General features: G+C 72.2%; 12 protein-coding genes. 4 read left to right on the plus strand and 8 right to left on the minus strand.

Annotation, left to right across the window (positions count from 1 at the left end):
• Positions 1 to 14: 14 nt before the first annotated feature.
• The 8 genes from J3P30_RS00670 to J3P30_RS00705 all read right to left on the minus strand — a co-directional run bounded on the left by J3P30_RS00670 (position 15) and on the right by J3P30_RS00705 (position 8,637).
• A complete protein-coding gene (locus J3P30_RS00670) occupies positions 15 to 836 on the minus strand; it encodes a sugar phosphate isomerase/epimerase (RefSeq protein WP_210478971.1) in 822 nt (273 codons plus the stop codon).
• Positions 837 to 924: 88 nt separating this feature from the next.
• Positions 925 to 1,539, minus strand: coding sequence for a TetR/AcrR family transcriptional regulator (locus J3P30_RS00675; protein WP_210478972.1), 615 nt, complete (start codon positions 1,537 to 1,539; stop codon positions 925 to 927).
• Between the two features lie 9 nt (positions 1,540 to 1,548).
• Positions 1,549 to 2,361, minus strand: coding sequence for a hypothetical protein (locus J3P30_RS00680; protein ID WP_210478973.1), 813 nt, complete (start codon positions 2,359 to 2,361; stop codon positions 1,549 to 1,551).
• A complete protein-coding gene (locus J3P30_RS00685) occupies positions 2,358 to 3,416 on the minus strand; it encodes a Gfo/Idh/MocA family protein (RefSeq protein ID WP_210478974.1) in 1,059 nt (352 codons plus the stop codon). The genes J3P30_RS00680 and J3P30_RS00685 overlap by 4 nt, the downstream gene beginning before the upstream one ends.
• A 193-nt stretch (positions 3,417 to 3,609) precedes the next feature.
• A complete protein-coding gene (nusA, locus tag J3P30_RS00690) occupies positions 3,610 to 4,608 on the minus strand; it encodes a transcription termination factor NusA (RefSeq protein ID WP_210478975.1) in 999 nt (332 codons plus the stop codon).
• 212 nt (positions 4,609 to 4,820) lie between these two features.
• Complete coding sequence (locus J3P30_RS00695; RefSeq protein WP_210478977.1) at positions 4,821 to 6,617, minus strand: proline--tRNA ligase; 1,797 nt, start codon at positions 6,615 to 6,617, stop codon at positions 4,821 to 4,823.
• 9 nt (positions 6,618 to 6,626) lie between these two features.
• Positions 6,627 to 7,589, minus strand: coding sequence for a hypothetical protein (locus tag J3P30_RS00700; protein WP_210478979.1), 963 nt, complete (start codon positions 7,587 to 7,589; stop codon positions 6,627 to 6,629).
• Complete coding sequence (locus J3P30_RS00705) at positions 7,582 to 8,637, minus strand: glycoside hydrolase family 43 protein (RefSeq protein WP_210478981.1); 1,056 nt, start codon at positions 8,635 to 8,637, stop codon at positions 7,582 to 7,584. Before J3P30_RS00705 ends, J3P30_RS00700 begins: the two co-directional genes overlap by 8 nt.
• 90 nt (positions 8,638 to 8,727) lie before the next feature.
• Between J3P30_RS00705 and J3P30_RS00710 the strand changes: the two genes are divergently transcribed.
• The 4 genes from J3P30_RS00710 to J3P30_RS00725 all read left to right on the plus strand — a co-directional run bounded on the left by J3P30_RS00710 (position 8,728) and on the right by J3P30_RS00725 (position 13,245).
• Positions 8,728 to 9,786 carry a LacI family DNA-binding transcriptional regulator gene (locus tag J3P30_RS00710; RefSeq protein ID WP_246852674.1) on the plus strand — a complete coding sequence of 353 codons (1,059 nt, stop codon included), beginning with the start codon at positions 8,728 to 8,730 and terminating at the stop codon, positions 9,784 to 9,786.
• A 216-nt stretch (positions 9,787 to 10,002) separates the two neighbouring features.
• The gene (locus J3P30_RS00715) at positions 10,003 to 11,178 is read left to right on the plus strand and encodes a Gfo/Idh/MocA family protein (RefSeq protein ID WP_210478983.1); all 1,176 of its coding nucleotides are present in this window, start codon (positions 10,003 to 10,005) and stop codon (positions 11,176 to 11,178) included.
• 4 nt (positions 11,179 to 11,182) lie between these two features.
• On the plus strand, positions 11,183 to 12,370 hold the full coding sequence (locus J3P30_RS00720; protein ID WP_210478985.1) for a dihydrodipicolinate synthase family protein: 1,188 nt from the start codon (positions 11,183 to 11,185) through the stop codon (positions 12,368 to 12,370).
• A complete protein-coding gene (locus tag J3P30_RS00725; protein ID WP_210478987.1) occupies positions 12,370 to 13,245 on the plus strand; it encodes a sugar phosphate isomerase/epimerase in 876 nt (291 codons plus the stop codon). Before J3P30_RS00720 ends, J3P30_RS00725 begins: the two co-directional genes overlap by 1 nt.
• Positions 13,246 to 13,365: the final 120 nt, after the last annotated feature.

Consider the following 13,365-nt stretch of genomic DNA (forward strand, 5'->3'; position numbering starts at 1 on the left):
CTCTCCTTCTCGTGTCAGGCGACGCTGGGCTCGGGCTCCGCGAGGAGCTCGGCCAGGCGGTCCCGGCTCCGGACCACCTCGGGGAACGGGTCGTAGTGCTCGGGCTCGTGCTCGACGCTGATGCCGCCGGTGTACCCGATCTCGCGGAGAGCGCGGACGCAGTCCTCGATCGGGACGACGCCGTCCCCGTAGGCGCACGTGTCGTGGGCGCCCGCCGCGCGCACGTCCTTGAGGTGCACGTAGAACACGCTGTCGCCGAGCTCGCGGATCGCCCGCGCGGCGTCGTACCCCTGGGTGGCGAACCAGCCGGTGTCGACCGTCGCGCCGAGCACGCCGTCGTGGTCGGTCCCGATCTCCTCGAGCAGCTCCGCCGACGACTTCTGCGGGTGGTTCTCGAGTCCGAGCACGTTGCCGTGCTCCTTGAGGATCGCGATCACCGAGGCCCGGTCGGACGCGAGCAGGGGCGTCACACCGCCGAGGATGCGAGTGCCCAGAGCGCTCGCGACCTCGTTGGCGCGACGGAACTTCTCGACCGTGTCGCCGTAGTTGCTGCCGTAGCTCGCCACCGTGACCCCGTGCCGCTGCAGCACACGCTGGGCTGCGGCGATGTGCTCATCCGTGGCCCACTCGTAGTTGAGTTGCGGATGCCACACGTCGACGGTGTCGAAGCCCGCCTCGACAGCGCTCGCGACGAAGGCGTCGAAGCGCTCCTCGAACGTCTCGATAGGGCGGTACCACTCGTCGGCGGCCCGCTCGCCCTGGTGCCACCCCTCGGTCATGTTCCAGCCGAGCTGCTGGGCGACCAGGTTCGCGCCCATGAACGAGATGCTGTTCACTGTCCTCCTCCTCGAGGGTCCGAGACGTCGGCGCGGCCGATCCTGCGCCCCTCCTCGCAAAAGTATATGCGTGGATACCTTTCGCGCGTCAGACGCCGGGGCCGCGCAGCCGCTCGAGGACGCGCTCGGTGTAGAGCCGGAACGACCGCTCGAGGTCGAACTCGGGGATGAGCAGGAACTGGATCTCGAGCCCGTCGAGCGCGGCGAGCAGGTACTCCGCCTCGTGGGCGATGTCCTCGTCGGTCAGAGGGCGCAGGTGCCCGGCCTCGGAGGACTCCCGGAAGAAGCGGCGCATGTCCTCGAGCGCGTTCCGGTACCGCCGGGTCATGAACTCGTGAGCCGGGTGCTGCGGCGAGGACGCCTCCGCCGCCATCGTCGTGTACAGCTGGAGCAGCCCCTTGTGCGCGACGTGGTAGCTCATCAGCTTCACGAAGCCGTCGAGGTGCGCGTTCTCGATGCTGCCCTCGAGCACGATGTCCGCGGTCACCCTCCCCCAGTGCTCGAGCACCGCGATGAGGAGCTTCTCCTTGGTGCCGAACAGCTTGAGTACGGCGGCGGGCGTGCCGCCCACGCGGTCCGCGACCTGCTGCAGCGTGCCGCCGCGGAAGCCGTGCTCGCCGAACACCTCCGTCGCGGTGATGACCACCTGGCGCCGCCGCTCGATGCCCCGCTTGTAGGGTCCCCGGAGCACGGGCGTGGTCATCGCGCCAGCCTAGAGGGAGCCGCGGGCCGGGCCGGGCGCCTCCCTCAGGAGGCGCAGGTCTGCCGCGAATCCTGCCAGGTCGTCCGAGTCCTCGCCGTCCAGCACCAGGGCGTGGAGGCGGCGCCACGCCGCCCGGTGGGCCGTCTCGTACCGGGTCTCGAGCAGCGTCTCGCCGTCGCGCCGGCCCACCAGGACCCGACCCGGGGCGGCGGCGGCGGGGGCGGGGACGGTGAGCACGACGGAGTCGACGGGCCCGAGGATGCGCACGGTCGCCGACGGCGGGAGGGAGTCGGTGAGGACGACGCCCAGGGTCGCCGAGGCTCCGCCCTCGACCGCGGCGACCGCGTCCCAGCCGGTCCTGCCCCGGCGCACGACGCGGAGCCCGGCGGCGGGCGCCACGGCGCGCCGCACGAGCGCCAGCAGGTCGAGCGCGCCCTGCTCGGGATCGGACCCCACCGGAAGGTCGGCACGGGCCTCGACGAGCGATCCGGGACCCAGCAGCGCCGAGAACGGCGGCGCGCTCTGCGCCACGGCGGGATTGCCCGCCCAGGGCGAGTCGAGGACCACGGGCACGCGGCGCTCGGTCGCCAGCGCCTCGAGCTCGGCGGTGTCGGCGGCGACGGGCGCGACGACGAGGATGCCGCGCGCGCCCGATCGGATCGCGTCGGCGGCGACGGCGGGCCATCCCGCCGCGCCCCGGATCCCGATCAGGTCCGCCGGTCCCGACGCCTCGCGCAGCGACTCCGGCAGCGTCACGATGGCCGCGAGCTGCTCCGCGAAGGGCGCGTCCGAGGCGGAGGCGACCGTGAGCTGCCGGGTCATGCCGTCACCTCGGCCTTCTCGGCGGCCGCCCGCACGACCGCCGTCGCGGACTCGGCGATCCCGATCGCGAAGACGACGTCGTCGACGAGGACCTGCGTGTCGAGGGGGTCCGCGGCGCCCGTGACGAGCTTCGAGAGATACCGCCACTCCTCCTCGTACCCGTTCGTGTCGTAGGGGCCGAAGATGCGGCTCTCGCCCCGGGCACGGAAGGTCGCGGTCCCGGAGCCCGCGTGCACGTAGGGCGGAGGGAAGTCGACCACCAGCGAGACGTCGTCGGCGATCGCCTCGACGCGCCACTCGGGACGCCAGGAGGTGGTGTGGTGGCCGTACACCTGCACGCTGCGGTCCCCGATCCTCAGGTCGAGGAGGTAGCCGGGCGACAGCGTCTGCGCGGACAGCAGCTCGACGTCCCGGAAGTCGGGGCAGAGCCGTCGCACGAGCGGCAGATCGTGGATGGCGAGCCCCATGATGTTGCCGAACATCTCGCCCGCCGCCCGCTCCGCGGCGCTCAGCTCGGGCGCGGTCCTCGTGGGCCGCGAATGGATCTCGGTGGCGAAGTCCTCCGAGCGCGTGTTGGGAGTGAGGACGATCGAGTACCGGATGGTGTGGATCCGGTCGACGAGGTCGCCCCAGTTCTCGACCGCGGCGATCCATCCGGGGTCGAACGTGTGCATCGCGCCGACGACGACGGGGACGCCCGTCTCGGCGGAGGCCTCCGCGATCCGGCGTGCCTCCTCGCGGGTCACGGCGAGCGGCTTCTCGCAGAGCACCGCACGCTTCCCCGCGCGGCAGGCGGCGATGACCTGCTCCGCGTGGAACTGGTTGGGGCTGCACACGACGACCACCTGCACGTCCTCGTCGGCGATGACCTCGTCGGCGCTGGTCGTCCAGGCGCTGCCTGCCCTGTCCGCGACGGCACGGGCGACCTCGGCGTCGACGTCCATCACCCGGGCGACGTGGAACGTGTCGCGGAACCGGGCCAGCGTCGGCAGGTGGATCGCCTGGGTGACCGGGCCGCATCCCAGGATGCCCACCCCGAGCGTCGCGACGTCCATCCGCACTCCTCCCGCCGTCGGCAGGAAAAGTACATGACCTTTTACCTTTGGCGCTAGTCCTCGTCGAGGATCGACAGCGCCTATGGACTCAGTCCTCGTCGAGGATCGGCAGCGCCTACGGACTCGATCCTCGTCGAGGATCGACAGCGCCTATGGACTCGATCCTCGTCGAGGATCGGCAGCGCCTATGGACTCAATCCTCGTCGAGGATTGAGTCTGGCTGGATGTCGATCTTTGCGCCCGTCAGCTTCGCCGCGAGGCGGGCGTTCTGGCCCTCCTTGCCGATGGCGAGGGACAGCTGGTAGTCCGGCACGAGGGCGCGGACGGCCTTGATGCTCTTGTCGATCACGAACGCGCTCGAGACCTTCGCGGGCGACAGCGCGTTCGCGACGAAGGTGGGCAGGTCGTCCGAGTAGTCGACGATGTCGATCTTCTCGCCGCCGAGCTCCGCGCTCACGGCGCGCACGCGCTGGCCGAGCTCGCCGATGCAGGCGCCCTTCGCGTTGACGCCGGGCTCGGTCGCGCGGACCGCGATCTTGCTGCGGTGGCCCGCCTCCCGCGCGAGGGAGACGATCTCGACCACGCCGCTCGCGATCTCGGGAACCTCGAGGGCGAAGAGCTTCCGCACGAGGGACGGGTGGGTCCGGGATACGGTGATCGAGGGGCCCTTCGAGCCCTTGGCGACACTCGTCACGTAGACGCGGATCCGCTCGCCGTGCGGGTACGTCTCCCCCGGCACCTGCTCCTCGGGCGGCAGGATCGCCTCGACGGAGCCGAGGTCGACGTGCACCATGCGCGGGTTGGGCCCCTGCTGGATGACACCGGCGACGATGTCGCCCTCCTTGCCCCGGAACTCGCCGAGGATGCGGTCGTCGCCGATGTCGCGCAGCCGCTGGTTGATGACCTGCTTGGCGGCGAAGGCGGCGATCCGCCCGAAGTCGCTGGGGCTGTCCTCGGCCTCGCCGATGACGGCGCCCTCCTCGTCCAGCTCGGGGACGAAGACGGACACGTGGCCGGTCTTGCGGTCGAGGTGCACGCGCGCCGGAGCCGGCTCGCCGTGCTTCGGCTCGGGCTTGCCCACATGCTTGAGGTACGCGGTGAGGATCGCCTGCTCGATGATCCGCACCAGCTCCTCGAACGGGATCTCGCGCTCGCGCTCCATGAGGCGCAGAACACTCAGGTCGATGTCCACGGCCGTCTCCACTGTTCGCGCTTGTACACCTCCCCCTGGGGAGGCTCCGTCTACGGTACCCGATCCCGCCGACCCGTTCCCCCACAGTCCTGCGCGGATCAGGAGATCGGGTGACGGGCTCGGCGTGTTCTCCTGATCCGCGCGCGGAAGGCGCCGGAAGTCCTGATCCGCGTGGCATCTCCTGATCCGCGCAGCAGCGGCGGACGGGAGGGTCAGGCGCGGACCGGCACTCCCTGGGCCCGCAACTCCGCGGCGAGCGCCGACGCGGCCTGCTCGACGGGGACGGCGGTGCGGTTCCCGGTCGCGCGGTCCCACAGCTCCACGTTCCCCTCGGCGAGGCCCCGGCCCACGACGAGGATCGTGGGGATGCCGAGGAGCTCGGCGTCGCCGAACTTCACCCCCGGGGAGACCTTGGGCCGGTCGTCGTAGAGCACCTCGACGCCGAGCGTCTCCAGCTCGGCGGCCACAGCGTCCGCCGCCGTGTAGACCGCCTCGTCCTTGCCGGTGGCGACGATGTGGACGTCGAACGGCGCGATCTCGCGCGGCCAGAGAAGGCCGCGCTCGTCCGAGTTCGCCTCCGCGACGAGCGCGAGGTCGCGGGTCACGCCGATCCCGTACGAGCCCATGGTGACGGTCACGAGCTTGCCGTTGGGGTCGAGCACCTGCAGCCCGAGCGCCTCCGCGTACTTCCGGCCGAGCTGGAAGACGTGCCCGATCTCCGTGCCGCGGTCGAGCGCGACCGGGCCGGACCCGTCCGGCGCCGGGTCGCCCGCGCGGACCTCCGCGACCTCCACGATGCCGTCGTGGCCGAAGTCGCGCCCCGCGACGAGGCTCAGCACGTGCTTCTCGTTCTCGTTGGCGCCGGTGACCCACGCGGTCCCGTCGACGACCCGGGGGTCGACGAGGTACCGGATGCCCGTCGCCGACTCGAGCCCGAGCACGGCGCCGAGCGGCGACCACGGCCCGATGTAGCCCTTGACGAGCGAGGTGGACCTGTCGAAGTCGGCCTCGGTCGCTGCCTCCACCTCGGCGGGCTGGAAGGCGACCTCCGCACGCTTCATGTCGACGTCGCGGTCGCCGGGGAGGCCGACGACGACGAGCTCCCGGCTGCCGTCGAGGTGCGTGAGCGCGAGGACCACGTTCTTCAGCGTGTCCGCAGCGGTCCACGCCCGGTCATCCCGCGGCTGCTCGGCGTTGAGGAGGTCGACGAGCGTGTCGATGGTCGGGGTGTTCGGCGAGTCGAACACGAGCGCGTCCGGCTGCCCGTCGATGGGCAGGGGATCCGGGGCGAGGGTCGTGAACGCCTCGACGTTCGCGGTGTAGCCGCCCGCCGAGCGGACGAACGTGTCCTCGCCGATCGGCGTCGGATGCAGGAACTCCTCGCTCTTGGAGCCGCCCATGGCGCCGGCGTCGGCCGCGACGATCACGTACTCGAGGCCGAGCCGGGTGAAGATCCGCTCGTACGCGTCGCGCTGGGCTGAGTAGCTCGCGTCCAGTCCCTCGTCGGTCCAGTCGAACGAGTACGCGTCCTTCATGCTGAACTCGCGCCCGCGCAGCAGGCCCGCCCGCGGCCGGGCCTCGTCGCGGTACTTGTCCTGGATCTGGTAGATCGTGAGCGGGAGGTCCTTGTAGGACGAGTAGAGGTCCTTCACGAGCAGCGTGAAGACCTCCTCATGGGTCGGCGCGAGCAGGTAGTCCGCGCCCTTGCGGTCCTTCAGCCGGAAGATCCCGTCGCCGTACTCCTCCCAGCGGCCGGTCGCCTCGTAGGGCTCGCGGGGCAGCAGCGCGGGGAACAGCACCTCCTGCGCGCCCGCGGCCGCCATCTCCTCGCGGATGATCCGCTCGACCTTCGTCCGCACGCGCAGGCCCAGCGGCAGCCACGCGAAGATCCCCGGCGCCTGCCGGCGGATGTAGCCGGCACGGACGAGCAGGCGGTGGCTCGTGACCTCGGCGTCCGACGGGTCCTCGCGGAGGGTGCGGACGAACAGCTGGGAGAGGCGGGTAGGCACCGGACAAATCTACCGAGCGCCGGGAGCGGGCCCCTCCCCCGACGGAGCGCCCGTCAGCAGGAGCGGAGCGCGCGAGTCCCGGTCGCAGCGCAGGACGCCGCCCTCCACGCGCAGGGGCGCCGCCTGGATCCAGCTGATCCGCGACCGCAGCTCGTCCGCGCCGTCGAGGGCTCCGTCCCACTCCGGGTGCGTGAAGTAGAAGATCCAGGCGGTGTCGCCTGCGACGACCACGTCCGCGTGCCGGCCGACGGTGCCGTCGCCGGCCCGGCTGCCGGGCCGGGCGAGGATCAGTCCGTCGTCCTCCTGCTGCACCTTCCAGTGGATCCCGTCGGTCGACCGGTGGACGCGCAGTCCCCGCCACTCGTCGACGATCAGCCAGTACCAGCCCCCGAGGCGGAAGACGTTCGGGCCCTCGTGCGGTGCACCCGCGATGACGCGCCCCTCCACGGACCAGGTCTCGAGGTCGGGACTCGTCGCCGCCCACGTCGTCGACCCGTCGGCCTCGTCCTTGTACCAGAGTCGCCACACGCCGTCCGCGCACCGCTCGAAGGCCGCGTCGATGACCCTGTCCGAGCTGAGCGGGAGGTCGCGGACGAAGCGCCAGTCGTCGAGGTCGTCGCTGCGGTACTCCGCGATGCGGCGTGGATGCCCCTCCCACCGGTCGGGCACGCCGTCGATCAGGGTCACGTACATCCGGTACCCGTCGCCGTCCGGGATCACCTCGGGCGCCCAGTGGGTGATCCCGGGAGTCGCCAAGCCGCCCGCCGTTCCGCGGTACTCCCAGTGCTCCCCGGTGTCCGAGACGGCCACGCCGATCGCGCTTCCGTGGACCCACGCGACCCCGGGCTCCTCGGCCGTCGCCCGGCGCTGCGTGTAGAACATCCACCACTGCCCTGTGCTGTGAGAACGGACGACGGTGGGGTCGGCGGCGCCGTCGAAGACGGGGTCGCGGAACAGGGGCGCCTCAGGCATGGCGTCCGTACAGGTCCCGCCGGTCCGCGCCCCCGCGGAGATCCTTCGGACCCTCGATCACCTCGTGCAGCTCCGCTCGGACTTTCGGCGTGTTCATGCCCCGGTGGAGCACCAGCAGGAGCGTTCCGTCGAGCGTCTCGAACAGCATCCCGTGGCCCGCGTTGCCGTCCACCAGGACGTCGCGCTGACTCCAGGGTCCTTGGAGGGAACAGCTCTCCGAGACGGCCCAGGTCTCGACGTACTCACCGGAGCCCTGCCCGGCCCGGTACGAGCTCCAGAGCATGGCGAGGCCCCCGCCGGGCAGCCGCCGGAGCTGCGGGCCGTCGGTCACGTAGGGCGGGAGGGCCTGCGCGCTGGGGATGCGGGTGGAGAGCCACGACGCCTCCGAGCCCCGGAAGAGGTGGACGGGGTCCGACACCGCGCGGGACAGGTCCGCGGACAGCCGCACCGCCTCGATCGTGCCGTCGAGCAGCTGGACCCACTCGTGCACGTAGACCATCCAGGGCTCGCCGGCGTCGTCGACGAAGAGCGTGCCGTCGATCGCCATGAAGTCCGGCCTGGTGACGGGGCCGTCCTCCTGCAGCAGCGTGAACGGTCCGAGCGGGCCGTCCGCGACCGCGGTGACGACGCCGCGCCGCACCGGCGGGTAGGGCAGGCCCGTCCTGGCGTTGGAGACCTCGACGAGGTTCTCCCCCTGCCGCACCCGACCCAACGGCGTGGCGGGTTCGTGCAGGGTCACGAAGAGGAACCACCGGCCGGCGTGCCGGTGCACCTCGGGCGCCCACGGCGCCGTCCGCGGGTCCGCCCACGTCCCCTCGGGCACGCGGAACACGACCTGGGGACCGCTCCAGTGGCGCAGGTCCTCGCTCGTGTAGGCGACGACCCCCGTTCCGCGCCCGGCCGCGGCCTCGTCGAAGGCGGTGTAGAGCACGTAGCGGCCGGCGGCGGCATCGGTCACGATGAACGGATCGTGCACCGGGATGTCGGAGAGCGCCACGGCGGGCGGCGCCTCCGTCCTGCGGAGACCGGGGCGGCTGTGCGAAGGCACGGGGGCGAGCATAGCTTGCGGGGAAGCGCTTTCCCACTACCATGAGCCGAGAGCCTGCCCGCTCCTTCGGGCACCGGGGCGCATGGCAGGATGACTGCCACCGAAGGGACGACGATGCCGACAGGGACGCCGAAGGGCGCCGCGACGCTCCACGACGTCGCGCGCGAGGCCGGCGTCTCGCTCGCGACCGCGTCCCGCTCGCTGAACGGCAGTGCCCGCCGCGTGAACGAGGAGTACCGCAGCCGCGTGGTCGCGGCCGCGGAGCGCCTCGGCTACATCCCCAACTTCTCCGCGCAGGCCATCGCGCGCGGCATGTCCCCCACCGTGGCGCTCGTCGTGAGCGACATCGCGGACCCCTACTTCTCCTCCATCGCCGCGGGGGTGATCCGGGGCGCCGACGAGGCGGGTCTGATCGTGACGATGGCGGTCACCGAGCGCAGCGCCGCCCGCGAGCTCGGCGTGGTGAAAGGACTCCGTGGGCAGCGCCCCCGGGTGCTGATCCTCACCGGGTCCCGCTTCCTCGACTCCGGCGAGGAGGAGGCCCTCGCCCGCGAGCTGGCGGCCTACGAGGAGACCGGCGGACGGGTCGTCGTCGTGTCGCAGCGCGCCCTGCCGTTCGACACGCTCCAGATGAACAACTACGACGGCGCCCGGGACCTCGCACGCGCGCTGGCGGAGCGCGGGAACCGCCGCTTCGCGGCCATCACCGGCACCCGGTCCCTCCTCACGTCGAACGACCGCCTGCAGGGCTTCCGCGACGGGCTCGCCGAGCTCGGGCTCGACCTGCCGGAGGACCGCATCCTGCCCGCCGAGTTCACGCGCGACGGCGGCTACCAGGCCGCGGGCGAGCTGCTCGAGCGCGGCATCGACGGCATCGACGTGATTTTCGCGGTCAACGACGTCATGGCGATCGGCGCGCTCTCCCGCCTCCGCGAGGCGGGGGCCGACATCCCGGGCGACATCGGGGTCGCGGGCTTCGACGACATCGCCACCGCCCGCGACGTCTCCCCCGCGCTCACCACGGTGCGCCTGCCCCTGGAGGAGGTCGGCGAGCGCGCGATCCGGCTCGCGCTCGCGGACCGCGACGGGAACGAGCCGACGGTCGAGTCCGTCGGCGGCGAGGTGCTGCTCCGCGCCAGCACCCGCTGACGCCTTCCTCGCGCTCCTGCGGGCCGCCTTTCCGCTGCCGCCGATCGACGGCGCTCGAGAGTCTTCGGCCTCTCGTGGTAGCGCTCCCACGCCGCCACGGCGGTTCCTCTTGCCTGCGCCCGCACTTCCGGCTTATCGTGGGTAAACGCTTTCCGGAGAAGCCGGAGTCACGACAGGAAGAGCACCACCGTGTCAGAGTCGACAGTCGGAATCATCATGAACGGCGTCTCCGGGCGCATGGGCTACCGCCAGCACCTGGTGCGGTCGATCCTCGCGATCCGGGACCAGGGCGGCGTCCAGCTGTCCGACGGTCGCCGCGTGCAGGTCGAGCCGATCCTGGTGGGCCGCTCGGAGGCCAAGCTCGCGGAGCTCGCCGCGAAGCACGGCATCGAGAACTGGACGACGGACCTCGACGAGGCGCTCGCCGACCCGCGCTGGTCCATCTACTCCGACTTCCTCGTCACCAAGGCGCGCGCGACGGCGATCCGGAAGGCGATCGCCGCGGGCAAGGCGATCTACACCGAGAAGCCGACGGCCGAGACGTTCGACGAGGCGCTCGAGCTCGCCCGGCTCGCCACCGAGGCGGGGATCAAGAACGGCGTCGTGCACGACAAGCTCTACCTCCCGGGCCTGCAGAAGGTGAAGCGGCTGATCGACTCCGGCTTCTTCGGCCGGATCCTCTCCGTGCGGGGCGAGTTCGGCTACTGGGTCTTCGAGGGCGACTGGCAGCCCGCTCAGCGGCCGAGCTGGAACTACCGCGCCGAGGACGGGGGCGGGATCGTCGTCGACATGTTCCCGCACTGGAGCTACGTGCTCGAGAACCTCTTCGGCCGGGTCGAGTCGGTGTACGCGCGTGCCGTGACGCACATCCCGCAGCGCACCGACGAGAAGGGCCGGGCGTACGCCGCCACGGCCGACGACGCCGCGTACGCCGTCTTCGAGCTCGAGGGCGGCATCGTCGCTCAGCTCAACTCGAGCTGGACGGTGCGCGTCAACCGCGACGAGCTCGTCGAGTTCCAGGTCGACGGCACGCACGGCTCCGCGGTCGCCGGGCTCTTCGGCTGCAAGATCCAGCCCCGCAACGCGACGCCGAAGCCCGTCTGGAACCCGGACCTCGCCGACACCCACGACTACGACGACGACTGGATCGACGTGCCGGACAACGACGTGTTCGAGAACGGCTTCAAGACCCAGTGGGAGCAGTTCCTCCGCCACGTCCTCGAGGACGCCCCGCACCCGTACGACTTCCTCGCCGGCGCCCGCGGGATGCAGCTCGCCGAGCAGGGCCTCGAGTCCTCGCGCTCGGGCCGGCGCATCGACCTGCCGGAGGTCACGCTCGACGGCCAGGCGGACGAGCTCCGCGTGCCCGATCGCGCGACGGTCGGAGGCTGAGCGCATGAGCACGCTCACCCTCCTCGGCGCGGAGGGGCGGGTCGGCTCGGCCGACCTCGCCCCCGCCCCCGCCTTCTCGCGTCCCGCGCGGCCGCTCGCCAGCCGGAAGGTCTACGCGGCGGCCCACGTCGTGCCGCTCCCCTGGGCGGAGAACGTCCCGGGCGCGCCCGCGGAGCTCGACTGGGACGCGACCCTCGCCTACCGCCACCACCTCTGGTCCTGGGGTCTCGGCGTGGCGGATGCGATGGACACCGCCCAGCGGAACATGGGCCTCGACGCCGCGGCGACGCGCGAGCTCATCGCCCGCAGCGCCGCCGAGGCCGCCTCGGTCGGCGGAGCGCTCGTCGTGGGCGTCAACACCGACCACCTCGCGGACGAGGTCGTCTCGCTGCAGCAGGTCGTCGACGCGTACGTCGAGCAGCTGCACTTCGCCGAGGAGCAGGGCGCCGGGGTCGTGCTCATGGCGAGCCGTCACCTCGCGCGGGCGGCCTCGACCGCCGACGACTACCGGCGGGCGTACGCCGAGGTCATCTCGCGGGCGAGCGCGCCGGTCCTGCTGCACTGGCTCGGCGAGGCGTTCGACCCCGCGCTCGCGGGCTACTTCGGCTCCCCGGTATTCCAGCGCGCGGCGGGAACGCTCCTGCAGATCATCAGCGATGCCGGCGACCGGGTCGCGGGCGTCAAGATGAGCCTGCTCGACGCCGACGCGGAGATCGCGGTCCGGCGCGGGCTGCCCGCCACCGCCACGATGTTCACGGGCGACGACTACAACTACGTCCGGCTCATCGAGGGCGACGACCAGGGCCACTCCGACGCGCTCCTGGGCGCGTTCGCGGCGATCGGCCCCCACGCGTCCGCGGCGGTGCAGGCCCTCGACGCGGGCGACGTTGCCGAGTACCGCCGCATCCTCGGACCCACCGAGGCCCTGTCCCGGCAGATCTTCGCGGCGCCGACCTGGTTCTACAAGACCGGCGTCGCGTTCCTGTCCTGGCTCAACGGGCACCAGCAGGCATTCAGCATGGTCGGCGGACTGCACGCCGGGCGCAGCCTGCCCCACCTGTCCGAGATCGTCCGCCTCGCGAACGAGTGCGGCGCGCTCGAGCAGCCCGAGCTGGCCGCCGACCGCTGGCACCGGCTCCTCGAGCTCAACGGGGTCGAGGTCGCCTCGCGAACCCCGGTGGCGGTGGCCTGATGGCGCACCCGCGGCTCTCGCTCAACCAGGCGACGATCAAGCACGCTCCGCTGCCCGACGCCATCGACGCCACCCGTGCCGCCGGTATCCCGAGCATCGGCCTGTGGCGGGAGCCCGTCGCGGACGTCGGCCTCGACCACGCCGCACGCCTGCTCGCCGACTCCGGCCTGCGCTTCTCGAGCCTCTGCCGCGGCGGCTTCTTCACGACCCCCGACCCGGCGGAGCGCCGCACCGCGCTCGACTCGAACCGGCGCGCGATCGAGGAGACGGCGGCGCTCGTGTCGGCCGGCGCCGCCGGCTCGGCCGCGGTCCTGGTCCTCGTCGCCGGCGGAATTCCCGCGGGCTCCCGCGACCTCGCGGGCGCCCGGCATCGGGTGCAGGACGCCCTCGGCGAGCTGGAGCCGGACGCACGGGCGGCGGGCGTGACGCTCGCGATCGAGCCGCTGCATCCGATGTACGCCTCCGACCGCGCGGTGGTGTCCACGCTCGGACAGGCGCTCGACCTGGCTAGGCCCTTCCCCGCGGAGAGCGTCGGCGTGGTCGTCGACACGTTCCACATCTGGTGGGATCCCGAGGTGCTCCCGCAGATCGCGCGCGCCGGGGCCGAGGGCCGCATCGCGACGTACCAGGCGTGCGACTGGGCGACCCCGCTCCCGGCCGACGTGCTGCTCGCCCGGCACTACCCGGGCGACGGCGTGATCGACTTCGCGTCACTCACTGCCGCGGTGGAGGCCACCGGATACGCGGGCGACATCGAGGTCGAGCTCTTCAACCAGGACATCTGGGCCGACGAGTGGACGGCGGTGGCCCGACACACGGCCGAGTCCTTCGACCGGGCCGTCGCGCCGCACCTCCGGGCTCCCGTCGCCGCCTAGCTCTTCGCCCTCGACAGGCAGAATCGCCGTCGACAGGCTCCGGGGCCTCTCCCGGTGCTGTCGGCGGGGATTCTGCCTGTTGAGCGACAGGGGATGCCCGTGGGGCGCGAGCAGAGCCGG

This window comes from Naasia sp. SYSU D00948, assembly GCF_017916515.1.
In the GTDB taxonomy this organism is placed as follows: domain Bacteria; phylum Actinomycetota; class Actinomycetes; order Actinomycetales; family Microbacteriaceae; genus Naasia.

Coding starts and splice junctions, on each gene's coding strand:
- J3P30_RS00675 (WP_210478972.1), bottom strand. CDS start 1,539: ATGACCACGCCCGTGCTCCGGGGACCCTACAAGCGGGGCATCGAGCGG.
- J3P30_RS00680 (WP_210478973.1), bottom strand. CDS start 2,361: ATGACCCGGCAGCTCACGGTCGCCTCCGCCTCGGACGCGCCCTTCGCG.
- J3P30_RS00685 (WP_210478974.1), bottom strand. CDS start 3,416: ATGGACGTCGCGACGCTCGGGGTGGGCATCCTGGGATGCGGCCCGGTC.
- J3P30_RS00700 (WP_210478979.1), bottom strand. CDS start 7,589: ATGCCTGAGGCGCCCCTGTTCCGCGACCCCGTCTTCGACGGCGCCGCC.
- J3P30_RS00710 (WP_246852674.1), top strand. CDS start 8,728: ATGACTGCCACCGAAGGGACGACGATGCCGACAGGGACGCCGAAGGGC.
- J3P30_RS00715 (WP_210478983.1), top strand. CDS start 10,003: ATGAACGGCGTCTCCGGGCGCATGGGCTACCGCCAGCACCTGGTGCGG.
- J3P30_RS00720 (WP_210478985.1), top strand. CDS start 11,183: ATGAGCACGCTCACCCTCCTCGGCGCGGAGGGGCGGGTCGGCTCGGCC.
- J3P30_RS00725 (WP_210478987.1), top strand. CDS start 12,370: ATGGCGCACCCGCGGCTCTCGCTCAACCAGGCGACGATCAAGCACGCT.